At 71.8% G+C, this 25004-nt stretch carries 24 protein-coding genes; 20 read left to right on the forward strand and 4 right to left on the reverse strand.

The annotated features are described in order from the left end of the window. Positions 1-576 precede the first annotated feature (576 nt). Complete coding sequence (locus QMZ92_RS12570) at positions 577-1095, forward strand: hypothetical protein (RefSeq protein ID WP_349307722.1); 519 nt, start codon at positions 577-579, stop codon at positions 1093-1095. A 150-nt stretch (positions 1096-1245) separates the two neighbouring features. Here the strand turns inward: QMZ92_RS12570 and QMZ92_RS12575 are convergent, their stop codons facing one another. After that, on the reverse strand, positions 1246-2541 hold the full coding sequence (locus tag QMZ92_RS12575) for a PucR family transcriptional regulator (protein ID WP_283297420.1): 1296 nt from the start codon (positions 2539-2541) through the stop codon (positions 1246-1248). Between the two features lie 183 nt (positions 2542-2724). On the opposite strand from QMZ92_RS12575, the gene QMZ92_RS12580 reads away from it, so the two are divergent. The 7 genes from QMZ92_RS12580 (at position 2725) to QMZ92_RS12610 (ending at position 9766) form a co-directional block, all read left to right on the forward strand. Beyond that, a complete protein-coding gene (locus tag QMZ92_RS12580) occupies positions 2725-3651 on the forward strand; it encodes a proline dehydrogenase family protein (protein ID WP_283297422.1) in 927 nt (308 codons plus the stop codon). Between the two features lie 250 nt (positions 3652-3901). Further along, the gene (pruA, locus tag QMZ92_RS12585) at positions 3902-5533 is read left to right on the forward strand and encodes an L-glutamate gamma-semialdehyde dehydrogenase (protein WP_283297423.1); all 1632 of its coding nucleotides are present in this window, start codon (positions 3902-3904) and stop codon (positions 5531-5533) included. A 149-nt stretch (positions 5534-5682) separates the two neighbouring features. Next, positions 5683-5922, forward strand: coding sequence for a hypothetical protein (locus QMZ92_RS12590; protein ID WP_283297425.1), 240 nt, complete (start codon positions 5683-5685; stop codon positions 5920-5922). A 287-nt stretch (positions 5923-6209) separates the two neighbouring features. Continuing rightward, positions 6210-6767 carry a GNAT family N-acetyltransferase gene (locus QMZ92_RS12595; protein ID WP_283297427.1) on the forward strand — a complete coding sequence of 186 codons (558 nt, stop codon included), beginning with the start codon at positions 6210-6212 and terminating at the stop codon, positions 6765-6767. A gap of 304 nt (positions 6768-7071) precedes the next feature. After that, entirely contained in the window at positions 7072-7218 is a 147-nt protein-coding gene (locus QMZ92_RS12600) for a hypothetical protein (RefSeq protein WP_171052904.1), read from the forward strand. Positions 7219-7345: 127 nt separating this feature from the next. Continuing rightward, a complete protein-coding gene (locus tag QMZ92_RS12605; RefSeq protein ID WP_283297430.1) occupies positions 7346-8416 on the forward strand; it encodes a 3-isopropylmalate dehydrogenase in 1071 nt (356 codons plus the stop codon). Between the two features lie 261 nt (positions 8417-8677). After that, on the forward strand, positions 8678-9766 hold the full coding sequence (locus tag QMZ92_RS12610) for a branched-chain amino acid aminotransferase (RefSeq protein ID WP_283297432.1): 1089 nt from the start codon (positions 8678-8680) through the stop codon (positions 9764-9766). A gap of 643 nt (positions 9767-10409) precedes the next feature. Here the strand turns inward: QMZ92_RS12610 and QMZ92_RS36335 are convergent. Then, on the reverse strand, positions 10410-10643 hold the full coding sequence (locus QMZ92_RS36335; RefSeq protein WP_502962042.1) for a hypothetical protein: 234 nt from the start codon (positions 10641-10643) through the stop codon (positions 10410-10412). A gap of 77 nt (positions 10644-10720) precedes the next feature. Between QMZ92_RS36335 and ureA the strand changes: the two genes are divergently transcribed. From ureA to QMZ92_RS12635, 4 genes are all read left to right on the forward strand, one after another. Continuing rightward, positions 10721-11461, forward strand: a complete 741-nt coding sequence (gene ureA / locus QMZ92_RS12620) for an urease subunit gamma (protein ID WP_283297433.1) — start codon at positions 10721-10723, stop codon at positions 11459-11461. Continuing rightward, positions 11458-13149 (forward strand): urease subunit alpha, encoded by a 1692-nt coding sequence (locus QMZ92_RS12625; RefSeq protein ID WP_283297435.1) that lies wholly within the window; start codon positions 11458-11460, stop codon positions 13147-13149. The genes ureA and QMZ92_RS12625 overlap by 4 nt, the downstream gene beginning before the upstream one ends. A 58-nt stretch (positions 13150-13207) precedes the next feature. Beyond that, positions 13208-14227: an agmatine deiminase family protein gene (locus tag QMZ92_RS12630; RefSeq protein WP_283297437.1), complete on the forward strand. Its 1020-nt coding sequence runs from the start codon at positions 13208-13210 to the stop codon at positions 14225-14227. Positions 14228-14383: 156 nt separating this feature from the next. After that, entirely contained in the window at positions 14384-14923 is a 540-nt protein-coding gene (locus QMZ92_RS12635) for a TetR/AcrR family transcriptional regulator (protein ID WP_283297600.1), read from the forward strand. Between the two features lie 84 nt (positions 14924-15007). Here QMZ92_RS12635 and QMZ92_RS12640 read toward each other — a convergent pair whose 3' ends face one another. Then, positions 15008-15694 (reverse strand): hypothetical protein, encoded by a 687-nt coding sequence (locus tag QMZ92_RS12640; RefSeq protein ID WP_283297439.1) that lies wholly within the window; start codon positions 15692-15694, stop codon positions 15008-15010. A gap of 539 nt (positions 15695-16233) precedes the next feature. Here QMZ92_RS12640 and cimA point away from each other — a divergent pair. From cimA to QMZ92_RS36340, 5 genes are all read left to right on the forward strand, one after another. Next, positions 16234-17859, forward strand: coding sequence for a citramalate synthase (cimA, locus tag QMZ92_RS12645; protein WP_283297441.1), 1626 nt, complete (start codon positions 16234-16236; stop codon positions 17857-17859). Between the two features lie 82 nt (positions 17860-17941). Beyond that, positions 17942-19270, forward strand: a complete 1329-nt coding sequence (locus QMZ92_RS12650) for a hypothetical protein (protein ID WP_283297443.1) — start codon at positions 17942-17944, stop codon at positions 19268-19270. Then, entirely contained in the window at positions 19270-19542 is a 273-nt protein-coding gene (locus QMZ92_RS12655) for a DUF1876 domain-containing protein (protein ID WP_283297445.1), read from the forward strand. Before QMZ92_RS12650 ends, QMZ92_RS12655 begins: the two co-directional genes overlap by 1 nt. Positions 19543-19797: 255 nt before the next feature. Next, on the forward strand, positions 19798-20313 hold the full coding sequence (locus tag QMZ92_RS12660; protein ID WP_283297447.1) for a GNAT family N-acetyltransferase: 516 nt from the start codon (positions 19798-19800) through the stop codon (positions 20311-20313). Between the two features lie 180 nt (positions 20314-20493). Continuing rightward, on the forward strand, positions 20494-20646 hold the full coding sequence (locus QMZ92_RS36340; RefSeq protein ID WP_502962045.1) for a DUF2087 domain-containing protein: 153 nt from the start codon (positions 20494-20496) through the stop codon (positions 20644-20646). Positions 20647-20730: 84 nt separating this feature from the next. Here the strand turns inward: QMZ92_RS36340 and QMZ92_RS12670 are convergent, their stop codons facing one another. Beyond that, positions 20731-21339, reverse strand: coding sequence for a YceI family protein (locus QMZ92_RS12670; protein WP_283297450.1), 609 nt, complete (start codon positions 21337-21339; stop codon positions 20731-20733). Positions 21340-21690: 351 nt separating this feature from the next. Here QMZ92_RS12670 and QMZ92_RS12675 point away from each other — a divergent pair, with 351 nt between their 5' ends. The 3 genes from QMZ92_RS12675 to QMZ92_RS12685 all read left to right on the forward strand — a co-directional run bounded on the left by QMZ92_RS12675 (position 21691) and on the right by QMZ92_RS12685 (position 24970). Then, positions 21691-23007 (forward strand): polysaccharide lyase family 8 super-sandwich domain-containing protein, encoded by a 1317-nt coding sequence (locus QMZ92_RS12675; protein WP_283297452.1) that lies wholly within the window; start codon positions 21691-21693, stop codon positions 23005-23007. A 154-nt stretch (positions 23008-23161) separates the two neighbouring features. Beyond that, entirely contained in the window at positions 23162-24745 is a 1584-nt protein-coding gene (locus QMZ92_RS12680) for an acyl-CoA carboxylase subunit beta (RefSeq protein WP_283297453.1), read from the forward strand. Positions 24746-24766: 21 nt separating this feature from the next. Next, positions 24767-24970, forward strand: a complete 204-nt coding sequence (locus QMZ92_RS12685; RefSeq protein WP_138052968.1) for an acyl-CoA carboxylase subunit epsilon — start codon at positions 24767-24769, stop codon at positions 24968-24970. Positions 24971-25004 lie beyond the last annotated feature (34 nt).

Below are 25004 nucleotides of genomic sequence, written 5' to 3' on the forward strand. Positions count from 1 at the left end.
CGGGGTGCGGCAACTCTCCGGCCCGCAGCGCTGCCGACTTGATACGACGTGAGGTCCAGTTCGCCGGGTGCTGCGGGAGGGGCTCCGTCGCACCCGGGGCCGGGGGCACGGCGGGCGCTGCCCCGCCGTGCGTACCGCCATGTCGGAACCGCACGGAGGACGAGCGACGCGGGCTGAACGAAGATCGAAAGAGCTTCTGGCGGGTCCCCAGACGTAGTCGTCGTCAACGGGATCGCGGATCCTCCGGTCCACTGCTCACGAGCCGCCTTCCTTGCCGACGGAGTCGCGGATCCTGCAAACGGTGTAGGGTCCACGACTCCGATGGCAGAGGTTCCTGCCGAAACGCGGAATCCGCGCGCAGTTGACCGTGCTGAAGTCGGTCGCTCACTGACAATCAGTGGTACCTCCTCGGTCGTGCCCGTGACAGCGAGTGAGGCTCCATGGTCTGGCTGATCGCCGGTTTTGGCGGAGGGCGCACCCTGCTGAGCTACGACCTGAGCAGGGTGCGCCCTCCGCCGCACGGTGGAGACGACCCGCCGTAGTGGACGATGCGCGGCTGCCACGTCCACGGCCAGCATGGAGGTCATGACGACAGCGCCCGCTCCGCTCCCCGCCGTCTCTACCGCCCCCGCGCCCGTCTGGGCCCGCCGCGCCGCCCACGCCATCGCCCTCTGCGCCGTCCCGTCCGGTCTCTGGCGCATCGCCATGGCATCCGGTGTCTACGTCGGCTACAGCGACGAGGTCCTGCGCGACGTCTTCGACATCCCGGGATGGGGTATCGCGTACGTCGTCGGGCTCTCCGTCGTCGCCGAGGTGGCCGCCCTGTTCCCGCTGCTACTTGTGAGCGACCGGTGGCGGCCACTGCGCCCCCGAACACTCGCCGCGCTGGCCTGGACCGCCTCGGCCGTCTTGGTCCTGGTGGCACTGGGGCAACTCGTGGCTGCCTTCACCGTCGAGAGCCAGACGTACATGTCAAGTGGTACGGCACAGACCGTCTGGGGCTTCGCCTTCGCCCCGCTGTTCGCCATCCCGGCATTGATGACGGCCGTGACCTGGTCGTACACGAAGCGGCACCGGGCTCAGGGCCAGGTATGACCCCGACCACGTGCACCTGGAGAAGTTGGGGAAGAGCCCCAACGAAGATCCCTGCTGGATGTAGTCATTGCCAACGGGACCGCGGATTCGATAGTCCACTGCCAACGAACTGCCATCGCTGCTGACGAAGTCGCGGATCCTGGAAACGGGTCACAGCCGGGCGGCCTTCAGCGCCATGTGCAGCAGCAGCCGGTCCTCGCCGTCGTCGAGATCGAGCCCGGTGAGCTGCTCGACCCGGGACAGGCGGTAGTAGAGGGTCTGGCGGTGGATGCCGAGAGCGGAGGCCGCACGGCCCGCCTGACCGGCGCAGTCCAGGAACAGCTCGGCGGTACGGGCGAGTTCGGCATGCGCAGGCTTGAGCAGCGCCGCGGCCGAGGGGTCGCGGGACCGGCCCGGGGGCAGCGCGGTCAGCAGTCGGTACGGGCCGATCGAAGACCAGTCGGCGACCGGACCGAGCCCGGGCTCGGCGAGGACGGCGCGTGCGGCCGAGGCGGCCTCCCGCCAGGAGGCGGCGAGGTCGTCCATGCCCCGGCGCGGGAGGGCGATGCCCGCGGCGACCGATGCGGCGTCCTCCGAGAGCCGGCCGGCCGCGGTGAGAGCGGGTGCGAGCACATCGGCGGCGCGCAGGCGCACCAGGACGGCGAGGGCATGCCCGTCCGCACCGCCGCCGGCCGGGTCCGCGACACGGGACCCCTCGTCCGGCTTCGGTCCGCCGCGTCCGCCCTTCCTGGTCCTTCCCGGCGAGGCCGTGGCACCGTGGCCCGGCTCGCCGGGGCCGGCGGGGGCACCGTCTTCCGCCTGGGGCCCGGCGGAGCCGGCGGGCCAGGGCACCGTGCACAGGGCCGACGCCCCGGCGACGGCACGGGCCGACGGGGCGTCCCCGGAGGACCACGGGGCCATGCACACCACGGTGTGGAGCCCTTCGGCGGCAGGCCCGAGCGCTGTGCGGAGGGCCGCGAGGGCCATGTCGTACTGCCAGCCGCGCTCGGCGGTGAGCACGGCGCGGAACTCCCGGGACAGATCCGTGCCCGCCCGTTCCTCGTCGGCGAGCAGGGCGCCGATCCGGTCGGTCACCTGCATGGCCGAGGTCAGCTGCCCGGCCGTCGGCCCGGGCCGGGAGTCGAGCAGCCACACGTAGCCGAGGACGATCCCACGATGGCGGACGGGGAGGCAGATCCGGTCCCGGAAGACTCCGGCCTCAGGGGCGGCCGGGATCCGCACCGGGCCGGTCGCCCGGGTGATGCCGAAGCCCTCGAACCAGGAGCGCACCGCGGGGGTGGACTTCCTGGTGAGGATCGAGCGGGTGCGCACGGGGTCCATGGCGCTGTCGTCGTCGCCGTCGTGCGCGCCGAAGGCGATCAGTCCGAAATCCCGGTTCTCCAGGGTCGCCGGGGCGCCCAGCAGCCCCGATATCTCGTCCACCAGTTCCTGGTAATCGCCCTTCACCCGGACATTCTCCCATCGGAGGGACACCTCTTCAGACAAATGTCTGAAGAGGTGCGGCTGGATGCGTGACAGGTGTCGATGGCCCGCCGTCGGAGCGATATTTAGGTTTCACGGTGGTTATCCGTGCCGTACACCGCGCAGTCGGTTCCGGCCCCCTGCTACCCGTGTTCCGTGGAGGTGCCCGTGCTGGGTCCCGTGATCCTCGCCGCGTCACGCAGCGACAGGATGCGTCGTCTCGTCTCGGCCGCGCCGATGACGAAGCAGGTCGTCGACCGCTTCATCCCCGGAGAGACGGTCGATCAGGTCATCCCGATCGTCGCCGACCTCACCGCCACGGGCCTCGAGGTCACCCTGGACGTGGTGGGCGAGGACATCACCAACCGTGAGCAGGCGACCGCCGCGCGCGACGCCTATCTACGGCTGGTCGAGCACCTCGAGCCCCTGGGCCTGGGCACCAGGGCCGAGATGTCGGTCAAGCTCTCGATGTTCGGCCAGTCCCTGGAGGGCGGCCACGAGCTGGCGCTCGAGAACGTCCGCCCGGTCGTCGAGGCCGCCGCCGCGATCGGCACCACGGTCACCCTGGACGCCGAGGACCACACCACCCTGGACTCGATGTTCGCCATCCACGAGGAGCTGCGGAGGGACTTCCCGCAGACCGGTTGCGTGATCCAGGCCTATCTCTTCCGCACGGAGGAGGACGCCCGCCGCCTCGCCGCCAACGGCAGCCGCGTGCGTATCGTCAAAGGCGCGTACAAGGAGCCGGCCCCCGTCGCCTACCAGGACAAGGCCGAGGTCGACAAGGCGTACGTCCGTATCCTGAAGATCCTCATGGAGGGCACGGGATACCCGATGATCGGGTCCCACGACCCGCGACTCATCTCCGTCAGCCAGGAGCTCGCGCGCCGCGCCGGGCGCAAACTGGACGAGTACGAGTTCCAGATGCTGTACGGGATCCGGAGCGACGAGCACCTGCGGTTGGCGGCCGGGGGCCACCGGATGCGGGTGTACACCGCGTACGGGACCGACTGGTACGGCTACTTCATGCGCCGCCTCGCCGAGAAGCCGGCCAACCTGTTGTTCTTCGTCCGCTCGATGATCACCAAGAACTGATGCGGAGAGGGAGCCTCGACTGCCACCACCCAGACGCCTGCCGGATGGTGACAGCCGCCGCCTTTCGGCCGACCGAGCCGGACCCCTTTCCGCGCAGGGGAGTCACGGAACTCGTGACTCCGCCCCGAGGGTCTTCCCACTCGCCCGCCGCAGCGAGCGCGTGGTGGTCAAGCCCTGACCGCGACTCGACACATGCCACCGCTTCAGCTCCTCCCGGCTGGAGTCATCCATTCACTCGGAAGAGGTAGCCATGGACGCTGTGACCCAGGTCCCCACCCCCGTCAACGAGCCGGTGCACGGCTACGCTCCCGGTTCGGCCGAGCGCGCCCGGCTGGAGGCCAAGCTCAAGGAGCTGGCCGAGAACCCCATCGACCTCCCGATGACCATCGGCGGCGAGAAGCGCATGGGCGGCGGGGAGGAGTTCAAGGTCGTCCAGCCGCACAACCACCAGGCCGTCATCGGCACCTTCCGGGGCGCCACCCGGCAGGACGCGCAGGACGCGATCGACGCGGCCCTCGCCGCCGCCCCGGCGTGGCGCGCGATGTCGTTCGACGACCGCGCCGCGATCATCCTGCGCGCCGCCGAGCTGCTGGCCGGTCCCTGGCGCGAGACCCTGGCCGCCTCCACGATGCTGGGCCAGTCGAAGACCGCGCAGCAGGCCGAGATCGACACTCCCTGCGAGCTCATCGACTTCTGGCGGTTCAACGTCGCCTACGCCCGCCAGATCCTGGCCGAGCAGCCGCCGGCCAACTCGCCGGGTGTGTGGAACCGGCTGGACCACCGCCCGCTGGAGGGCTTCGTCTACGCGATCACGCCGTTCAACTTCACGGCCATCGCCGGCAACCTGCCCACCGCCCCGGCCCTGATGGGCAACGTGGTGCTCTGGAAGCCGTCCCCGACCCAGACCCACGCCGCCGTGCTCCTCATGGAGCTGCTGGAGGAGGCCGGGCTGCCCAAGGGCGTCATCAACCTGGTCACGGGCGACGGCATCGCCGTCTCCGAGGTCGCGCTGAACCACCCCGACCTGGCCGGTATCCACTTCACCGGCTCGACCCGGACCTTCCAGCACCTGTGGAAGACGGTCGGCAACAACATCGAGAAGTACCGCTCCTACCCGCGCATCGTCGGCGAGACCGGCGGCAAGGACTTCGTGGTCGCGCACCCGAGCGCCGACCGCGCGATCCTGAAGACCGCGCTGACCCGCGGCGCCTTCGAGTTCCAGGGCCAGAAGTGCTCCGCGACATCGCGTGCGTACATCCCGGCCTCCATCTGGAACTCGGGCTTCAAGGAGGAGTTCGCGACCGAGGTCGACGGCATCAGGATGGGTGACGTCACCGACCTGACGAACTTCATCGGCGCCGTCATCGACGAGCGCGCCTTCGCCAAGAACAAGGCCGCGATCGACCGTGCGAAGGAAGACCCGAACTGCACGATCGTCGCCGGAGGCACGTACGACGACTCCGAGGGCTGGTTCGTCCGTCCCACGGTCGTCGAGTGCACGGACCCTTCGAGCGAGGTCTTCACCACCGAGTACTTCGGCCCGTTCCTCGCGGTGCACGTCTACGAGGACGACAGGTACGAGGAGATGCTGGAGCAGATGGAGTCGGTGTCGGCGTACGCGCTGACCGGCTCGGTCATCTCCGGTGACCGTGCGGCGACGGCGTACACGATGGACAAGCTCCGCTACGCCGCGGGCAACTTCTACATCAACGACAAGTCGACCGGCGCCGTCGTCGGCCAGCAGCCCTTCGGCGGCGGCCGTGCCTCCGGCACCAACGACAAGGCGGGCGCTCCGCAGAACCTGATGCGCTGGACGCTGACCCGCGCGATCAAGGAGACGCTGGTCCCGCCGACCGAGTACGGCTACCCGCACATGGGCTGACGCCCCGCGTGCCGGGCCGCACGGCCCGGCTCCGTGAACACCGCCCCCCGCCGGTCCCCCACAGACCGGCCGGGGGCGGCTCACGTCCGGCGACCGGCCGGGAGCGGGCTTAGGCTGCTGGGGAGGGGTTCCGCGCGAGGAGGCACGCCATGCCTGGTTCCACCACCCTCGGTCCCGGTCACGGGGTCGACGCCATCGAGCACTCCGATGCGCAGCGACTCGCTTCCGTGATGAAGGAGCTGCACCGGCTCCTGGAGGCGGCGGGACCTGACCGGATCACGGATCCGCAGGTCGCCGCGCTGTGCGGCGGTGAGGCGCACCACCGCGAGGAGTTCACCGGCTGGGTCGGGCGGGTCGCCCGCGAGCTGGAGAAGGCCACTTCCCGGTAGGACGCGGCGTCGGGGCGCGCGCCGCGCGGAGCGGGGCCCGGTCAGGGGCCCAGGACCCGGCCCGGGTCCGGCCGGCGGCCGGTTCGCACGCACGGCGGCGGACCGGGCCGTTCGCGCGGGGTCCGGATCGGCCGGGGCGTCCCTGTGCAGGCCGGGCGGCTCGTCGCGTGCGGCGGCTGGGAGCGCGGCAGCGGTGGGCCCGACCCGCCCCCGGAGGTGGCGGATTACCGACTCCGGGACGGGCCTCGGAAGGAGTGGGGCCGCCCGGGACTGACAGAGTTGCCCGCATGACGGACAACACGACCGGGTCGCTGCGCACGGCCCACACCTACCAGCTGTCCGAAGCCGCCCTCGGTGAGATCCGCGCCCTGCTCGACGCCGCCTTCGACGGCGACTTCGACGACGACGACTGGTCCCACGGCCTCGGCGGTGTCCACGCCTTCATCCGCGACCGGGACGGCCTCGCCGCCCATGGCAGTGTGATCATGCGCCGGGTGGTGCACGGCGGACGCTCGTACCGCGTCGGCTATGTCGAGGCGGTCGCCGTCCGGGCCGACCGCCGGCGCCACGGGCTGGGCGGGCGGGTGATGGGCGCCCTGGAGAGGGTGATCGACGGAGCGTACGAACTCGGCGCGCTCTCGGCTTCCGACGACGGTGCGGAGCTGTACCGCTCCCGCGGCTGGCGGCTGTGGCGCGGCCGGATCGGGACCCTCGGCCCCGACGGCGTCGTCCCTCTCCCGGACGAGGAGGGCTCCACCTTTCTCCGGCAGCCGTCCGGACGGCCCTTCCCGGAGCCCGATGCGGCCTCCTTGCTCTTCGACTGGCGGGACGGCGACGTGCTCTGACCCGTCAGTCGCCGGGGGCGCGGGCCCAGTTGACCCTCCCCGTCGTCCGTTCGCCGGAGCTGCCGGGACGCTTCCGGATGCGCCCTCCCCACCAGCGGTTCTTCAAGATCGCGTCTCAGATAGTAGGAAGTCCGACTAATTGTGGAGACAGTGAGGCCCCGCTCCCTTAGCTTTGTAGGAGCCGAACGTCTCGCTCGATCCAGCGAATGGCGGCCGAGCCGGAGCCCCGAGGCAGGCAACCCCTGCGGCCCGCTCCCCGCCCCTTCCGGCGCCTTCGATCGTTCCCGATCTCAAGGAGTCGACCATGTCCGAGCAGACCCTTCTCCGCCGCCGCGTCCGTCACGCGCCCCGGGTGAGCGAGTCCGACCGCAGGAGCGCCGCCGCGAACGCCGCCGCCGCCCTGCAGCGCGCCCTCGACCGCAGGGACAACGGCGGCGAGACCGGCCACTGACCGGAGACCGGCCGGTGGCGCCCGGGGGTCACCGGCCCCACCGGACCGGGTGCCGGGCAGGCCGCGCGACGCGTCCGCATGATGGACATCGAGTGTCATCCGATGGGACGGGGAGTACGGTGCGGATATGTCTCGCAGCCTCAATCTCGCAGTGATCCCCGGCGACGGCATCGGCCAGGAGGTCGTGGCCCAGGGCCTCAAGGTCCTCTCGGCCGTGCTCCCTCAGGACGTGAAGCTGGAGACCCAGGAGTACGACCTCGGCGCCAAGCGCTGGCACCGCACCGGCGAGACCCTCCCGGACGCGGAGCTGGACTCCCTCAGGCGGCACGACGCGATCCTCCTGGGAGCGATCGGCGACCCGTCCGTGCCGTCCGGCGTCCTGGAGCGGGGGCTGCTGCTCAAGCTGCGGTTCGCCTTCGACCACTACGTCAACCTGCGTCCCTCCAAGCTCTTCCCGAACACCGCGACCCCGCTGGCCGGCCGCCCCGAGATCGACTTCGTGGTCGTCCGCGAAGGCACCGAGGGCCCCTACACCGGCAACGGCGGATCCCTGCGCACGGGCACGCCGGCTGAGGTCGCCACCGAGGTCAGCGTCAACACGGCGTACGGCGTCGAGCGGGTCGTCAGGGACGCGTTCGCGCGGGCCGACGCCCGCCCCCGCAGGAAGCTGACGCTGGTCCACAAGAACAACGTCCTCGTCCACGCGGGCCACATGTGGAAGAAGATCTTCGACGAGGTCGCCCGGGAGTACCCCGCGGTCACCACCGACTATCTGCATGTCGACGCCGCGACGATCTTCTTCGTCACCCAGCCCGAGCGCTTCGACGTCATCGTCACCGACAACCTTTTCGGTGACATCCTCACGGACCTCGCCGCCGCCGTGACCGGCGGTATCGGCCTGGCCGCCTCCGGGAACATCAATCCGACGGGTGAATTCCCGTCGATGTTCGAGCCCGTCCACGGCTCCGCGCCCGACATCGCCGGCACCGGAAAGGCCGACCCCACGGCCACGATCCTGTCCGTCGCCCTCCTCCTGCGCCACCTCGGTCACGAGGCCGAGGCCGTCCGTATCGAGGACGCCGTCGCCGCCGACCTGGCGGACCGACGGGGGCCCCGCCCCGGCTCGGGCTCAGGGGGAGGCAGCCCCCGCACCACCGACGAGATCGGCGACGCGCTCGCCGTACGGGTGGCGGGCTGACCCCTCGACTCTCGAAACCTCGAAGCCGCCGGGTCGCACTCGCACCCGGCGGCTTCTCCTCTGCGGCCTCCGGGTGCCACCATCAACCCATGGGCCGCAGCCCACGCTGTTCCGTTCCGGCCCCCACGCACTGCGATAATCGAACGTGGGGCCGCACCATGCGGAGAAGCTCGGACGTCCTAGTACAGCCGTACGCAGGGCGAGCAGACGTACAGACGTGAGCGCGGTCCGTCACAACCAAACGGTGAAGGACACGCAGACATGACGACGCCCTCGATCGAGCTCAAGCCCTCCTCGACCCCACTGTCCGACGCGGAGCGCGAGGCGATCCTGGCCAATCCGGGATTCGGCCGCCACTTCACCGATCACATGGTGACGATCAAGTGGACGGAGGGTCGCGGCTGGCACGACGCCCAGCTCACCCCGTACGCCCCGCTGTCGATCGACCCGGCCAACATGACCCTGCACTACGCGCAGGAGATCTTCGAGGGGCTGAAGGCCTACCGCAGGCCCGACGGCTCGGTCGCCACCTTCCGGCCCGACGCGAACGCCCGGCGCTTCCAGCTCTCCGCCCGCCGCCTGGCCATGCCGGAGCTGCCGGTCGAGACGTTCATCGAGGCCTGTGACGCCCTGGTCCAGCAGGACAAGGCATGGGTCCCGGAGCACGGCGGGGAGGCATCCCTCTACCTGCGTCCGTTCATGTTCGCCAACGAGGTCGGCCTGGGCGTCCGTCCGGCCAACGAGTACCTGTTCATCGTCATCGCCTCGCCGGCCGGCCCGTACTTCCCCGGCGGCGTCAAGCCCGTCTCCGTCTGGCTGTCGGAGAACTACGTCCGCGCCGTCCCGGGCGGCATCGGCTTCGCCAAGACCGGCGGCAACTACGCCGCCTCCCTCCTCGCGCAGGCCGAGGCGGCGGCCAAGGGCTGCGACCAGGTCGTCTGGCTCGACGCGCTGGAGCACCGGACCGTCGAGGAGATGGGCGGCATGAACCTGTACTTCGTGTACGGGGACAGGATCGTCACGCCCGAGCTCACCGGATCGCTGCTCGCCGGCATCACGCGCGACTCCCTTCTCACGCTCGCCCGCGACCTCGGCTACGAGTCCGAGGAGGGCAGGATCACCACCGACCAGTGGAGGCGCGACACCGAGAACGGCACCCTCACCGAGGTCTTCGCGTGCGGCACCGCCGCCGTCATCACGCCCGTCGGCACGGTCAAGTCCGCCGGCGGTGAGTGGACCCAGTCGAACGGTGAGCCGGGCAAGGTCACGATGGAGCTGCGCAAGGCCCTCCTGGACATCCAGACCGGCACGGCCGCGGACGAGCACGGCTGGATGCACGAGCTCGGCTGAGCCGTCGGCCCGACCGGGCCCGGCGGTGCGGGAAGCGCCCCGCGCCGCCCGGTCCGACCGCGGGAACCGCGCCGCCCGGTCCGGGCCGCGCGGTTCCCGCTTCGCGACGGTGGTCCCGCCGGGGCGCCACCCCGCCGGTCTCCGGATCTGTGTGGGGGCCCGGCCGCCGTTCCGGTCTCCCGATCCGTACGCCCCCGCCGCCCCGGTCGACCCGCTCTCGCGGCGGCTTCAGGGCGCCCCGGCCGCCGCCCGCTCGGCCCGGGCGCACCACCGGCGCCGTTTCGGTCCCGGCGGGGCCGCGACACCCCGTACGTGAGCCCACCCGCCAGGCCCGGCGGTACGAGGCCGAAGTCCGCACCCACGGTCGGACCGAGCTGCGGGCCCCCGTGGAACGGGGGCGAGAGGGCGAGGAGCCCGACGGCCGCGCCGAGTGCCCGCGCCGCCGTCGCCCGGGGCTCCCAGCCGGCGCGGAACCGGTACACGCCGCCCCGCACACCGAGGAAGCGCGCCGCTGGACGAGCGCGGCCGGGCCGCCGTGCGCCGCGACACGAGTGCGAGCGGTGCCGTCAGGGCCGCATCGGTGACGGTGCCCGCGACGACCGAGGGTGCCTGCCCGGAGTCCCAGGCCGAAGGGCACCGGCCGTCAGCCGAAGACGATCACGCCGAGGCGGAGGCCGGAGCCCGGCAGGATCGCCACTGGATCGCGGTGGCCGCTCGTCCGCTTCGCTTCGGGGGCGTCGACTCCGCGTTGTTCGATCGGCATCGGCTCTCCCGTTCTGTCGGGAATGAATTGAGTGCTGCTCAATGTGAACCGGGTGTCTCTCCTTGTCAATGCTTCCTGCGTGAGGAACTCGGGGTTAGAGTGACGTTCGAACATCTGGAATCGGATGGAAAGATTCCGGAGCGGTGCATCCGGCAGGAGAGCCCGGCGTGGCTCCAGGGAGGCGTGGTGACGTGCGACTGACCCCGACCGAGCGGGACCGGCTGCTGCTGTTCGGCGCGGCCGAACTGGCCCGGGCCCGGCGTGCCCGAGGGCTCAAGCTCAATGTCCCCGAGGCGACCGCGCTGATCGCCGACACGGTCTGCGAGGCGGCGCGGGACGGCCGTCGGCTCGCCGAGGCCGTCGAGGCGGCCCGTTCCGTACTCGGCCCCGAGGACGTGCTCCCCGGTGTCACCGACGTCGTCACCGAGGTCCACGTCGAGGCCGTCTTCGACGACGGATCGCGGCTGGCCGTCGTCTACGACCCGATCGGCGGCGGCAGCCTCGGCGACTCCGCGCCCGGTGCATTGCTGCCCGGCCCCGCGGGCCCCGAGCCGGAGCCCGCGGTGCGGCTCACGGTGCGCAACACGGCGGCCGTGCCGGTCAGCGTCACCTCCCACTTCCACTTCTTCGAGGCCAATCCGCGACTCGACTTCGACCGGGCGGCGGCCTACGGCATGCGGCTCTGTGTCCCCGCGGGCTCGTCCGTCCGCTTCGGCCCCGGCGACGAGGTCCGGGTCGGGCTCGTGCCGATCGGCGGCGACCGCGTCGCGATCGGCTTCGCGGGCCTGGTCGACGGCCCGCTGGATGCTCCGGGAGCGAAGGCGAAGGCCCTGCACCGGGCCGCCGCCTGCGGCTATCTCGGGGCCCACCGGCACCCCGCACCACGGGAGTCCCGGCAGCAGGCGCCCTGCCGGCCGGAGGAGGACCGGTGACCGGCATCGACCCGCTCGAGTACGCGAGCGTGCACGGCCCGCGCGCCGGGGACCGGGTGGTCCTCGGCGACTCCGGCCTGGTCGTCCGCGTCGAGTCCGACTCGCAGCAGGCGGGGGACGAGTTCCTCGCGGGCTTCGGCAAGACCGCCCGTGACGGACTCCACCTCAAGGCGGCCGCCGTCCGTGACACCTGCGACATCGTCATCAGCAACGTGCTCGTCATCGACGCCGTCCAGGGCATCCGCAAGGTGTCCATCGGCATCCGCGAGGGCCGCATCGCCGGCATCGGCCGGGCCGGGAACCCGGACACCCTCGACGGAGTGGACGTCGTCGTCGGCACCGGAACGACGATCGTGTCCGGCGAAGGGCTCATCGCCACCGCCGGTGCCGTGGACACCCATGTCCATCTGCTCTCCCCGCGGGTGATGGAGGCGTCACTCGCCTCCGGTGTCACGACGATCGTCGGGCAGGAGTTCGGCCCGGTCTGGGGCGTCGGCGTCAACTCCCCCTGGGCGCTCGGGCACGCCTTCGGCGCCTTCGACGCCTGGCCCGTCAACATCGGTTTCCTGGCGCGCGGCTCGTCCTCCGGGGAGGCCCCGCTCGTCGAGGCCCTCGCCGAGGGCGGCGCCTCGGGCTTCAAGGTCCACGAGGACATGGGCGCCCACACCCGCGCGCTCGACACGGCGCTGCGGGTGGCCGAGGAGTACGACGTCCAGGTCGCGCTGCACAGCGACGGCCTCAACGAATGCCTCTCCGTCGAGGACACGCTGAAGGTGCTGGAGGGCCGGACCGTCCACGCCTTCCACATCGAGGGCTGCGGCGGGGGACACGTACCGAACGTGCTCAGGATGGCGGGCGTGCAGAACGTCATCGGCTCCTCCACCAACCCCACCCTGCCCTTCGGCCGGGACGCGGTCGCCGAGCACTACGGGATGATCGTCTCCGTACACGACCTCAAGACCGACCTGCCCGGCGACGCGGCCATGGCCCGGGACCGGATCCGCGCCGGGACGATGGGGGCCGAGGACGTGCTGCACGACCTCGGCGCGATCGGCATCACCTCCTCCGACGCCCAGGGCATGGGCCGTGCGGGCGAGACCGTGCGGCGCACCTTCGCCCTGGCCGGGAAGATGAAGTCGGAACTGGGCCCCATGGAGGGCGACGGTGCGCACGACGACAACGCGCGCGTCCTGCGCTACCTGGCCAAACTGACCGTCAACCCCGCGATCGCCCACGGCCTTGCGCACGAGGTCGGCTCGATCGAGCCGGGCAAGCTCGCCGACATCGTGCTGTGGAAGCCGCAGTTCTTCGGCGCGAAGCCGCAACTGGTGCTGAAGGCGGGCTTTCCGGCCTACGGGGTGACCGGCGACCCGAACGCCGCGACCGACACCTGTGAACCGCTCGTCCTCGGACCGCAGTTCGGGGCCCACGGCGCGACCCCCGCCGAGATCTCCGTGGCATTCGTGTCCCAGGCCGCGGCCGCCCTCGGCGGAGACAACCTGCCCACCCGCAGGCGGCGGGTCGGGGTACGCGGCACCCGGGGCATCGGCCCCCGCGACCTGCTCCTCAACTCCCGTGTCGGCGAGGTGGCCGTGGACGCGCGCAGCGGGCTCGTCACACTCGACGGGGATCCCCTGCGCTCCGATCCGGTCGAGTCGATGTCCCTGAACCGCCTGTACTTCCTCTGAGCCGTCGAGCCGCCCGAGTCCCCGAGTTCGCTCCGAACCCTCTCCACAAGGACCTGTGATGACGTTCCGTATGCCGCCCGAGTGGGCCCCGCACGAGCGCACCTGGATGGCCTGGCCCGGCCCCAACCCGACCTTCAGCGACGACGGGGAGCTCGCCCGGGCGCGTGCCGCCTGGGCCTCCGTCGCCCGCGCCGTACGCCGCTACGAGCCGGTCACCATGGTGGTGGGGCCGGGGCAGACGGAGGGCGCGCGCGAACTGCTCGGCGCGGACGTCGAGATCGTGGAGCGCGAGTTGGACGACGCGTGGATGCGGGACATCGGCCCGACGTTCGTCACCGACGGCGAGGGCGGGCTGGCCGCCGTGGACTGGGTGTTCAACGGCTGGGGCGCCCAGGACTGGGCCCGCTGGGAGCACGACTCCAAGATCGCCCGACATGTGGCCGACCTGGCGGGCGCCCCTGTCCTCTCCTCGCCCCTCGTCAACGAGGGCGGCGCCATCCACGTCGACGGCGAGGGCACGGTCCTGCTGACCGAAACCGTCCAGCTCGGCGCCGGGCGGAACCCCGACTGGACGCGAGAGCGGGTCGAGGCGGAGATCCACTCCAGGCTCGGCACGAGCAAGGCGATCTGGCTGCCGCACGGCCTGGCCGGCGACTACGGCAGGTACGGCACGCAGGGCCACGTCGACATCGTCGCGGCGTTCGCCCGGCCGGGTGTGGTGCTCGTCCACAGCCAGAAGGACCCGGCCCACCCGGACCACGAGCGTTCGAGGACCTATGCGGAGATCCTGCGCGGCAGAACGGACGCCCGCGGCCGCACCCTGGAGGTCGTGGAGATCCCGGCGCCGACCGTGCTGAAGGACGAGAACGGGGAGTGGGTCGACTACTCCTACATCAACCACTACCTCTGCAACGGGGGAGTGGTCCTGTGCTCCTTCGACGACCCCAACGACGAGATCGCGGCAGGCGTCTTCCGCCGCCTCTTCCCGGAGCGGACGGTGACCCTCGTCGACGCCCGCACGATCTTCGCGGGCGGCGGGGGGATCCACTGCATCACCCAGCAGCAGCCGCGGGTCTGACCTCGTGCCCGGCCTCGGGAGCGGCGGCCCGCGGATACGCCCGGGGGGCCGCCACGGGGCGGTCGGGGGATCGGGTAGAACGTACGGGTGAACGTTCCACCGGCCCCCCGACGCCGCAACACCGCACCACCCCGCGAGGAGGTGCTCGCCGCGGCGATGGCGACGATCGCCGAGCACGGGCTCGACGGGCTCACCATGGCCGGGCTCGGCCGCGAGGTCGGGATGAGCAGCGGCCACCTGCTCTACTACTTCCGCACCAAGGACGAGCTCCTGCTGCGGACCCTGGAGTGGAGCGAGGGCAGGCTCGGTGCAGAGCGGAGCGCGCTGCTGTCCCGGCCGGGCGCCGCCCGCGAACGGCTCGCCGCGTATGTGGACCTGTACCTCCCGGACGGCCACCGAGACCCGCACTGGACGCTGTGGCTGGAGGTCTGGAACCGCTCGCAGAACGCCGACGAGGACGCCAGGGCCCGGCAGGCCGCCATCGAGGGCGCCTGGCACCGCGATCTCGTCGCTCTGCTCGCCGAAGGCATCTCGCGGGGCGAGTTCCGCGCCGTCGACCCCGACCGCTACGCCGCCCGGCTGCGCGCGCTGCTGGACGGCTTCAGCGTGCACGTGGCCGTCGGGCTACCGGGTACCGGCCGGGCCCAGGTCCTGACCCACGTCCAGGAGTTCATCGCCGACTCGCTGCTCCCGTGACCGCCGCCCGGGCCGCCCACACCGCCCGCGGTCGCGTCGGCTCCGCGCGGTGCCGGGGTGCGCACGGGGTGGCGCGGAGGCTCGTCACCGCCCCGCCGCGGCCTCCGGCTGCTGTTCGAGGCGCTGGTGCATCTTCTGCAGGGAGTCGGTGGCGTACTTCTGGATCCGCGCGTCCAGGTCGGCCTTGCCGACCACGTAGGCGCTGAGGATGTTCCGGCCGTCCCGGCCGGTGGCGATGACGTAGAGGTCGTTCACCTTGGCCCCGTCCGCCGCGACGACCTGGCGGCCCTCCTCGGAGACCAGCTCGTCGAAGCCGGACAGCTGAGGCGGGCTCGCCTCGCGCACACCGTTCCAGCGCTCCTTGCCGCGGAACTGGTCCGGGCAGCGGTGGATGTTGTCGCGGGCATCGGCGAGGTACTGCTTCGCCGTGGCCTCGTCGGCGAACACCTTGACCTCGGACGTCCCCGCGATGCCGGACGATTCCTCCGTCACGTTGCGCTGCAGCGAGGCCAGCGTGCCGATGCGGCTGGGGCGGCTGGCGAACTCGCAGTTCTCCCGAACCAGGGATTCCGGTGCGGGATCCACCTCGTACGGTTTGTGCCGGGTGAACCCGGGTCCCCAGTCCGGGGGCGCGAGCGCCACCCGCGTCGCGACGGCGTGCGCCGCGGCCTCGGCGGCCTTCGTGTCGGTGGGCGCGGGCGAGGCCGCGCTCCCGCCGCCGTCCCCGTCTCCGCCGAGCGTCACCACCAGCACGACGACGAGTGCCAGCACCGCAGCCGCGGCGCCCCCGGCGATCAGTCCCCGCTTGCGCCGCGAGCCTCCGCGGGGCGTCCCGCCGCCCGAAGGCGGGGGCCCGGGGGCCGGACCGGAAGGCCGGGGGACGGGTCCTGAGGGCGGCCCCGTGGGGGGTTGTGAGCTCATGGGGATTCCCCTACCACTCGGCCGGGCGGCCCCCCGCCCGCCGATCGGGTGCCGGGGGCCCGGCCGGGTACCGACTGCGGCCGGGACGCCGCCCGCATACTGAGACCGCTGTCCATGCTGGCGCGCATATGTGGCAGACTGCGACTGTGCTCGCATTCGCCATGATTATCGGCAGCAGCGCGCCGGTCCGCAGTGACCGCTGACCCGTGGACAGCAACCCCCCGCGGCAGCGGCACCGTGCCCCAGACCCGCGCGCAGACCTCTCGCACCCGCGAGGGGTTTTTTCGTTTTGCGGCCCCCACCCCGGCCGGAGACCGAGGCGCACGAAGACGGGGGCAAGTGGAGCCAGAACTTCCGGAGCCACTCATTCGACAGGAGTCACAACAGCCATGACCACAGAGGCCACGGACACCGATAGGTACACGGTCCTCGACGACGGCTTCCATGTCTTCGACACCACGCTGCGCGACGGAGCGCAGCGCGAGGGCATCAACCTCACCGTCGCGGACAAGCTGACCATCGCCCGGCACCTCGACGAGTTCGGCGTGGGCTTCATCGAGGGCGGATGGCCGGGCGCCAACCCCCGGGACACGGAGTTCTTCGCCCGGGCCCGCCAGGAGATCGACTTCAAGCACGCCCGGCTGGTCGCCTTCGGCGCCACCCGCCGCGCGGGTGCGACCGCTGCCGAGGACCCGCAGGTCAAGGCGCTCCTGGACTCCGGGGCCCCGGTGATCACACTGGTGGCCAAGTCCCACGACCGCCATGTGGAACTCGCGCTGCGCACGACCCTCGACGAGAACCTGGACATGGTCCGCGACACCGTCTCCCATCTGCGCGCGCAGGGCAGACGCGTCTTCGTCGACTGCGAGCACTTCTTCGACGGCTACCGGGCCAACCCCGACTACGCGAAGGCGGTCGTCCGCACCGCCCACGAGGCGGGCGCCGACGTCGTCATCCTCTGCGACACCAACGGCGGCATGCTGCCCGCCCAGGTCCAAGCGGTCGTCGCCACCGTCCTCGCCGACACCGGCGCGCGCCTCGGTATCCATGCACAGGACGACACCGGCTGCGCCGTGGCGAGCACGCTCGCCGCCGTCGACGCCGGTGCCACGCACGTCCAGTGCACCGCCAACGGCTACGGCGAGCGCGTCGGCAACGCCAACCTCTTCCCGGTCGTCGCCGCGCTGGAGCTGAAGTACGGCAAGCAGGTGCTGCCGCCGGGCGCCCTCAGGGAGATGACCCGGATCTCGCACGCCATCGCCGAGGTCGTCAATCTCACGCCGTCCACCCACCAGCCCTATGTGGGTGTCTCCGCCTTCGCCCACAAGGCCGGACTGCACGCCTCCGCGATCAAGGTCGACCCCGACCTCTACCAGCACATCGACCCCGAGCAGGTCGGCAACACCATGCGGATGCTCGTCTCCGACATGGCCGGCCGCGCCTCCGTCGAGCTCAAGGGCCGGGAACTCGGCATCGATCTCGGCGGCGACCGTGAACTCGTCGGCCGTGTCGTCGAGCGGGTCAAGGAGCGCGAGCTGCGCGGCTACACGTACGAGGCCGCCGACGCGTCCTTCGAACTGCTGCTGCGCGCGGAGGCGGAAGGCCGTGCGCCCACCTACTTCCGCGCCGAGTCCTGGCGGGTGATCGTCGAGGACCGGCCCGACGGGAGCCACGCCAACGAGGCCACGGTGAAGCTGTGGGCCAAGGGCGAGCGCATCGTCGCCACCGCCGAGGGGAACGGCCCCGTCAACGCGCTGGACCGGGCGATGCGGGTGGGTCTGGAGCGGATCTACCCCCAGCTGGCCAAGCTGGAGCTGGTCGACTACCGCGTCCGCATCCTCGAGGGCCGGCACGGCACGGGATCGACCACCCGGGTGCTGGTCACCACCGGCGACGGCACCGGCGAGTGGTCCACGGTCGGCGTCGGCGACAACATCATCGCCGCGTCCTGGCAGGCCATCGAGGACGCGTACACGTACGGACTGCTGCGCGCGGGCGTCGAGCCCGCGGAGTAGCAGGCCCGTCACGAGGTCACGCCCCCGGCGGCCCCACCGGGGGCTATGTCCTATTCCGCGCTGTTCGGGTAGCTTCGATGCTATGAGGACCAGGCCGCTTTCCCTGCTGTCTGCCCTCGCCGGGCTGACACTCCTACTGCTGCTGGCCCTGGTTCCCGGCGCGGCTGCCGGGACCACGGGCATCTCCGACGCGGCCGCCGCACTGAAGCAGGACCCGGTCTACGTCGATCCCGCCGCCCGTTCCCAGCTCTCCCCGGCCGACGAGAAGGCCATCGAGCAGAGGATCCTGAACGCGGACAAGCCCGTGTTCGTCGCAGTGCTGCCCGAGAGCCCCCAGTTCCCCGCTGACAGCGTGCTGCGCGATCTGCGCACGGCCACCGGAGTCACCGGGCTGTACGGCATCCGGCTCGGCGACCGCTTCGACGCGGGCGCCGACGGCGGCGTCCTCCCGCGGAACGCCGTTCGGAACCTCGTCGCAGGTGTGAACACGCCGGGCGCCGACGCCGCCACGCAACTCGGCAACTTCGTCGACCAGGCGCTCCCGGCCGTGCGCGGCAGCGCACCGGCCTCCTGGAGCGAGGGCTCCGGCCCCACCGGCGCCGGCACCGGTTCGCTGATCGCCATCGGCGCCGTCCTCGCCGCGGGCACGGCCGGTGCCTACGCCGTGGTCCGCCGCAGCCGCCGCCGCAAGGCCGAGGAGGAGCGGGCCGCGCTCGAGAAGCTGCGGGTGGTCGTCGACGAGGACATCACCGCTTACGGCGAGGAACTGGACCGGCTCGACTTCCGCCCGTCCGAGCCCGGCGCGGACGACTCGATGCGCGCGGACTACGAACGCGCCCTGGACTCCTACGAGGAGGCCAAGTCCGCCATGGCGGCCGCCGAGCACCCGCACGACGTCCGGGTCGTCACCGAGGCGCTGGAGGAGGGCCGCTACGCGCTCGCGGTGCTCGCCGCGCGCAGGGAGGGCACCCCGCTCCCGGAGCGCCGCGCCCCGTGCTTCTTCGACCCCCGCCACGGCCCTTCCGCGACCGACATGACCTGGACCCCGGCCGCCGGCGCCCCCCGTGAGGTGCCCGTGTGCGCCGCCGACGCGGCGCGTCTCCAGGACGGCGACGACCCCATGGCCCGCACCGTGGAGACCGAGTCCGGCCGCCGCCCGTACTGGGAGGCGGGGCCGGCCTACGGGCCCTGGGCGGGCGGCTACTTCGGCGGCGGACTGCTGCCGGGCCTGCTCGCCGGCACCCTGCTGGGCAGTGCCCTGTCCACCCCGGCGTACGCCTCCGAGTACGGCGGCGGCGACTTCGGCGGCGGTGACTTCTCCGGCGCCGACTTCAACTCCTCCGACTTCGGCGGCGGCTTCGGCGGGGACTGGGGTGGCGGAGGCGGCTTCGACGGAGGCGGTGGCTTCTGATGCGCACCAAGAAATGGAACGTCGAGATCGTCATCACCGAGAGCGACCGCACCACCCAGGCGGAGGCGCGCCTGCGGGGGCAGAACGCCGAGCTGTACGTCGGTGAGGGCACGGCCCACCGCAACCGGTCGGACCGGGACGTCCCCCACATCGGCGATGAACTGGCGGTGGCGCGGGCCCTGAACGGGGTGAGCCACTCCCTGCTCCACGAGGTGGCCACGGAGATCGAGTCCCGCACCGGCGAGCAGGTGCACCGCCTTCGCGAGGGGTGAGCCGCCGGCGCCGGGAACGTCCGGGCGCCGACCGCCGTCCGGCGCGCGGTGCTCCCCCTGCACCGGCCGGTTTCGCGCCACTCCCGACCAGCTCCGTTCGGTGACGCTTCCTGTGCGAAGCGTAGCCAGGATGGCGCGAACCCCTCTTGAGCCGGCCTTGCGATCGCAAAAGACTTTGTCCTGTGCCGAGGCGGGTGTCCGCCCGACGGGGGTCTGCGGCACTCCGCTCGTACCGGCCACGAGGAGGCCCCCCCTATGCCCGAAACCGGCACGCGCCGCACCGGACACCCGATCACCCTTGCCGACGGCACGCCCACCCGGACGCGTGAGGCGACCCCCGCCGACCTCGGCCCGGTCCAGGCGCTGCACCACCGCTGCTCGCCCGGCAGCCGTGCCATGCGCTACCACGCGGGCACGCCCGGACTGTCGGCGGCAGGCTGGCGGCTGCTGTGCGATCCGGAGCGCGGCACCACCCTGGTCACCACCACCGCCCAGCGGACGGACCGCATCATCGCCATGACCAACGTCATGCGCACCACACGGCAGGGCGTCGGCGAGTTCGCGGTGCTGATCGAGGACGCCTGGCAGTCCAAGGGGCTGGGTACGGCGCTCACCGCCCATGCCGCCGACGTCGCCCGGCGGGACGGGCACCACACCCTGACCGCGGCGGTGGCCGTGGCCAACGTGCCGATGCTCCACGTCCTGGAGACCCTGGACGTGCCGCCCGCCCGGGCCACCGGCCCGGTCGTCGACATCGAGATACCGCTGTAGTGCGGGGTGGTGAAATCGCGTTGTGCCGCCCGGGCGGCTGCACCGGGCTTCGGCGCATGTCCTCCGGCGAACCCGGCGGCTCACGGGACGTGTCCGCACTCTTCTCCCGGGGCCGGCTGACGGCGGTCGCGGGAAAGGCGGCCCGCCGGCCGGCAACCGCTCGACCATCTCGCGCGGACCCTGTTCGAGAAGGGCCGGCATCACACCGAGCGCGAGGTCGACGACGCCATCCGCACGGTCCACGACGGCTGCTCGGCGCTGCGCCGCCATCTGGTCGAGGCCCGGCTGCTGACCCGCGCCAGGGGCGGCAGCGCCTACCGGCGAGCCGCGTGACGGGACCCGGGGGTGCGGGGGTGGGGCCGTGCCGAACCCCCGTCCGCGGGGACGGGGGTTCGCCGGCCGAGCCCGGCCGTGCCGTCAGGCAGCCTGCTTGATCGCCGAGATGTCGAAGCTCAGCTTCACCTTGTCGCTGACCATCACGCCGCCGGTCTCCAGTGCGGCGTTCCAGGTCAGACCCCAGTCGGAGCGCAGGATCTCGGCGCTGCCCTCGAAGCCGACGCGCTCGTTGCCGTAGACGTCGGTCGCCGCGCCGTTGAACTCCAGGTCGATGGAGAGTGGGCGGGTGACGTCCTTGATGGTGAGGTCGCCACTGATGCGGTACTTCTCGCCGCCGAGCTGCTCGGCCGCGGTCGAGCGGAAGGACATCACCGGGAAGGTCTCGGCGTCGAAGAAGTCACCGCTGCGCAGGTGGCCGTCGCGGTCGCCGATGCCGGTGTCGATGCTGGCGATCTTGACATCGATGACGGCGGCGGAGCGGGACGGGTCGGCGCCGTCCAGGTGGAGTGTGCCCTCGTGGTCGCTGAATGTGCCGCGCACATTGGTGACCATGGCGTGGCGGACCGTGAAGCCGATGCTGCTGTGGGCCGGGTCGATGGCGTACTCGCCGGTCAGGGCCGCCAGTGCGGAGTCCGCCGCACGGGGGGCGGTGGGTGCGGTGTCGTTGGTCTTGCGGTTGAACAGGCCCATGATTGCTCCTCGGGGACGGGCGGGGCGGTGGCCTCCCCGCCATTCGTTTAATCTTCAACGATCCCCACCATAGAAGCATTCCCGTTCAAATTTCAACTTTTCTTCGGGGATCTTCACACCCTCCGAGCACCGTGCCCGTTTCCGGACGCCCCGGTCCGCCGGCCCGCGCCACCCGGCTGGGTGAGCGTCGTCGTCGGACCCGCGGGGGGCGTACTCCGAGGGCCCCGTACCGACACCGTCGTCACCCAGCAGAAGGCCCCGCACCGCAGTGCGGTCGCCGCCGTCACCGCCGCGCCCGTCGCCCCGGCAGCGGCCGGATCGAGGCGTTTGTGGCCGATGCTCCCGGGTGCCGTGCCAACTGCCGACCGGACCACGTCGCTTCGTCCCCGGGAGGCCCCGTCGCCCGTCCCGCCCGTCTGGTCCATCCGCGCCCTTCTGCTCGCCTCCACCTCGGGTGCGCTCTCCCTGGCCCTGCCCACCCCCGAGTCCGCGTCCGGCAACCCGGCCGGAGCGGGTGACCGGGCCGACGCCGCGTACGCCGCACTGCGCCGCCGCTGGCTGGACCTCCAGCTCGGCACCGGCTACGACCCGGCCGCGGAACCGGACGCCCCCCGGCTCGCCGGGACCGGCCGGCTCGCCCGGACGCTCCGCGACTCCATGGCGCCGGCCGGGGACTCCTCCCTCTTCCCTGGCCGCCGCTTCGACCCGCCGTCCGGCATCACGGCCAGTTACCGCGGGTTGTGGACCATGACACAGGCCTTCCTCCAGCCGGGCACCGGCTGGACCGGAGACACGACGATGCTCGCCGGCGTCGTCCCCGGCCCCGACCACCTCTCCGAGCGGATCCACAACCCCTCCACCACCCGCTACGGCAACCGGTGGGAGTGGCGGATCGGGAGCCCGCGCCTGCTGACGGACACCGTCACGGCGCTCCACGACGAGCTCACCGACGAGCGGCGCCACGCCGCCTGCGCAGCCGTCGACCACAGGAACCGCGGCGAGCGCCCGGCCGCGCCCCTCACCACCGGGCGTGACGGCCGCTGGGCCCATCTGGGCGGACACGGCGGCTGGGTCCTCCTTCCGGACGGCCCGGCCGGTGTCGACCGTACGGAGCGGCCCGGCGGGTCGGGGCTGCGCACCCTGCGCGAGGCACGGACCGGGGCATGGCGGGACATCAACACCACCAGCACTCCCGAACGGCGGTCCCGTCACTACCAGACCGTGTGGCTCGACCACGGGACCGATCCGGTGAACTCGTCGTACGGGTACATCCTGATGCCCGGGGCCTCCCGGCGGGAGGTCGCGGACAGTGCGGCCGACCGGGCCTGGCTGGAGATCCTCGACAATTCGGACATCTGTCAGTCGGTCGCCGTCTGCTCGCTCGGACTGACCGCGGCGAACTTCTGGCGGGCCGCCGCCGTGGGTGCCCTCACCGTCACGTCGCCGGCGAGCGTGGTGGTACGGAGGCGCGGCCGGACCGCTACGCTCCACATCAGCGAACCCATGCGCTCCGGGCAGCCGTTGGAGCTCGTCTGGGACTGCCCGGTGGGCCGGGTCCTGTGCGCCGCTCCGTCGGTCGAGGTGCTGGACACCGGCCGCCGCCTGCGGTTGCGCGTCACTCCGGGTACGGCAGGTGCCGTACATGGCTGCGAGGTGGCCACCAGTTGACGTCATTGTCGGACCGCGACAAAACGGCAGGCCGCTCAACTGGCACTTCGCTTGTGGTGCGGAATGGTTCTGTGCGGGGCTGACAGCAGATGGGCCGCGAGACTGTACGGAGTCAACGGCAGGATTTTCTTGGTCGGCTCCGTAGGGTTCGTACATGACCGTTTTGGACGAGACCGCAGGCGAGCCGACCGACGCACGGGGGCGTGTGGCCGAGCTGCACGCCCTTCGCGAGCAGGCGCGGCGCGGACCCAGCGACCGGGCGACCGAGGCGCAGCACGCCAAGGGCAAGCTGACCGCGCGCGAGCGCATCGAGCTGCTGCTGGACGCGGGGTCGTTCCGTGAGGTCGAGCAGCTCCGGCGGCACCGCGCCTCCGGCTTCGGGCTGGAGTCGAAGAAGCCCTACACCGATGGTGTGATCACGGGGTGGGGCACGGTCGACGGCCGTACGGTCTTTGTCTACGCGCACGACTTCCGGATCTTCGGCGGTGCCCTCGGCGAGGCGCACGCCACGAAGATCCACAAGATCATGGACATGGCGATCGCCGCCGGCGCGCCTCTGGTGTCGCTCAACGACGGCGCCGGTGCCCGCATCCAGGAAGGCGTCTCGGCGCTCGCGGGCTACGGCGGCATCTTCCAGCGCAACACCAGGGCCTCGGGTGTCATCCCGCAGATCAGCGTGATGCTCGGCCCGTGTGCGGGCGGCGCCGCCTACTCGCCGGCGCTGACCGACTTCGTGTTCATGGTCCGCGAGACCTCGCAGATGTTCATCACCGGCCCGGATGTCGTCAAGGCGGTCACCGGCGAGGAGATCACCCAGAACGGCCTCGGCGGCGCGGACGTCCACGCCGAGACCAGCGGTGTGGCCCACTTCGCCTACGACGACGAGGAGACGTGCATCGCGGAGGTCCGGTACCTGCTGTCGATGCTCCCGCAGAACAACCGGGAGAACCCGCCGCACGCGCAGAGCGAGGACCCGTCGGACCGCCGCTCGGACGTCCTGCTGGACCTGGTACCGGCCGACGGCAACCGTCCGTACGACATGCGCAAGGTCATCGAGGAGATCGTCGACGACGGCGACTACCTGGAGATCCACGAGCGCTGGGCGCGCAACATCATCTGTGCCCTGGGCCGCCTCGACGGCCAGGTCGTCGGCATCGTCGCCAACCAGCCGCAGTCGCTGGCCGGCGTGCTCGACATCGAGGCGAGCGAGAAGGCCGCACGCTTCGTGCAGATGTGCGACGCCTTCAACATCCCCATCATCACGCTGCTGGACGTGCCGGGCTTCCTGCCCGGAGTCGACCAGGAGCACGGCGGGATCATCCGCCACGGTGCGAAGCTCCTGTACGCATACTGCAACGCGACCGTGCCCCGCATCTCGCTGATCCTGCGCAAGGCCTACGGCGGCGCGTACATCGTCATGGACTCCCAGTCCATCGGTGCCGACCTCACCTACGCCTGGCCCACGAACGAGATCGCCGTGATGGGGGCGGAGGGTGCGGCCAACGTCATCTTCCGCCGCCAGATCGCCGACGCCGAGGACCCCGACGCCATGCGTGCCCGCATGGTCAAGGAGTACAAGGCCGAGCTGATGCACCCCTACTACGCCGCGGAGCGCGGACTGGTCGACGACGTCATCGACCCGGCCGAGACCCGCGAGGTGCTGATCCGCTCCCTCGCCATGCTCCGTACCAAGCACGCCGACCTGCCGTCCCGCAAGCACGGCAACCCCCCGCAGTAACCCACGAGGAGAACGCTGCACATGACCACGCCCGCAGAGTCCCTGCTCCGCGTCGAGAAGGGGCACGCCGATCCCGAGGAACTCGCCGCCATCACGGCCGTGCTCCTCGCCCGCGCCGCCTCGCAGCCGCAGGCCGTCCCGGCCCACCGCGGCCGTAGCACCGCCGGGTGGCGCCGTCTGGAGCGCCAGTCCGGCTTCCGCGCTCCGCACTCCTGGCAGGGCTGACGCCCGCTCGGATTCCGAGGCCCCGTCCGTTCCC

Origin of the sequence: Streptomyces sp. HNM0645 (genome assembly GCF_030056615.1) — a bacterium.
Lineage (GTDB): Bacteria > Actinomycetota > Actinomycetes > Streptomycetales > Streptomycetaceae > Streptomyces > Streptomyces marianii.

Excerpts from the sequence above, each read along its gene's own strand:
- QMZ92_RS12570 (WP_349307722.1), top strand. The coding sequence starts at position 577 with ATGGAGGTCATGACGACAGCGCCCGCTCCGCTCCCCGCCGTCTCTACC.
- pruA (WP_283297423.1), top strand. The coding sequence starts at position 3,902 with ATGGACGCTGTGACCCAGGTCCCCACCCCCGTCAACGAGCCGGTGCAC.
- QMZ92_RS12590 (WP_283297425.1), top strand. The coding sequence starts at position 5,683 with ATGCCTGGTTCCACCACCCTCGGTCCCGGTCACGGGGTCGACGCCATC.
- QMZ92_RS12595 (WP_283297427.1), top strand. The coding sequence starts at position 6,210 with ATGACGGACAACACGACCGGGTCGCTGCGCACGGCCCACACCTACCAG.
- QMZ92_RS12600 (WP_171052904.1), top strand. The coding sequence starts at position 7,072 with ATGTCCGAGCAGACCCTTCTCCGCCGCCGCGTCCGTCACGCGCCCCGG.
- QMZ92_RS12605 (WP_283297430.1), top strand. The coding sequence starts at position 7,346 with ATGTCTCGCAGCCTCAATCTCGCAGTGATCCCCGGCGACGGCATCGGC.
- QMZ92_RS12610 (WP_283297432.1), top strand. The coding sequence starts at position 8,678 with ATGACGACGCCCTCGATCGAGCTCAAGCCCTCCTCGACCCCACTGTCC.
- QMZ92_RS36335 (WP_502962042.1), bottom strand. The coding sequence starts at position 10,643 with ATGTTCGAACGTCACTCTAACCCCGAGTTCCTCACGCAGGAAGCATTG.
- QMZ92_RS12630 (WP_283297437.1), top strand. The coding sequence starts at position 13,208 with ATGACGTTCCGTATGCCGCCCGAGTGGGCCCCGCACGAGCGCACCTGG.
- QMZ92_RS12635 (WP_283297600.1), top strand. The coding sequence starts at position 14,384 with ATGGCGACGATCGCCGAGCACGGGCTCGACGGGCTCACCATGGCCGGG.
- cimA (WP_283297441.1), top strand. The coding sequence starts at position 16,234 with ATGACCACAGAGGCCACGGACACCGATAGGTACACGGTCCTCGACGAC.
- QMZ92_RS12650 (WP_283297443.1), top strand. The coding sequence starts at position 17,942 with ATGAGGACCAGGCCGCTTTCCCTGCTGTCTGCCCTCGCCGGGCTGACA.
- QMZ92_RS12655 (WP_283297445.1), top strand. The coding sequence starts at position 19,270 with ATGCGCACCAAGAAATGGAACGTCGAGATCGTCATCACCGAGAGCGAC.
- QMZ92_RS12660 (WP_283297447.1), top strand. The coding sequence starts at position 19,798 with ATGCCCGAAACCGGCACGCGCCGCACCGGACACCCGATCACCCTTGCC.
- QMZ92_RS12670 (WP_283297450.1), bottom strand. The coding sequence starts at position 21,339 with ATGGGCCTGTTCAACCGCAAGACCAACGACACCGCACCCACCGCCCCC.
- QMZ92_RS12680 (WP_283297453.1), top strand. The coding sequence starts at position 23,162 with ATGACCGTTTTGGACGAGACCGCAGGCGAGCCGACCGACGCACGGGGG.
- QMZ92_RS12685 (WP_138052968.1), top strand. The coding sequence starts at position 24,767 with ATGACCACGCCCGCAGAGTCCCTGCTCCGCGTCGAGAAGGGGCACGCC.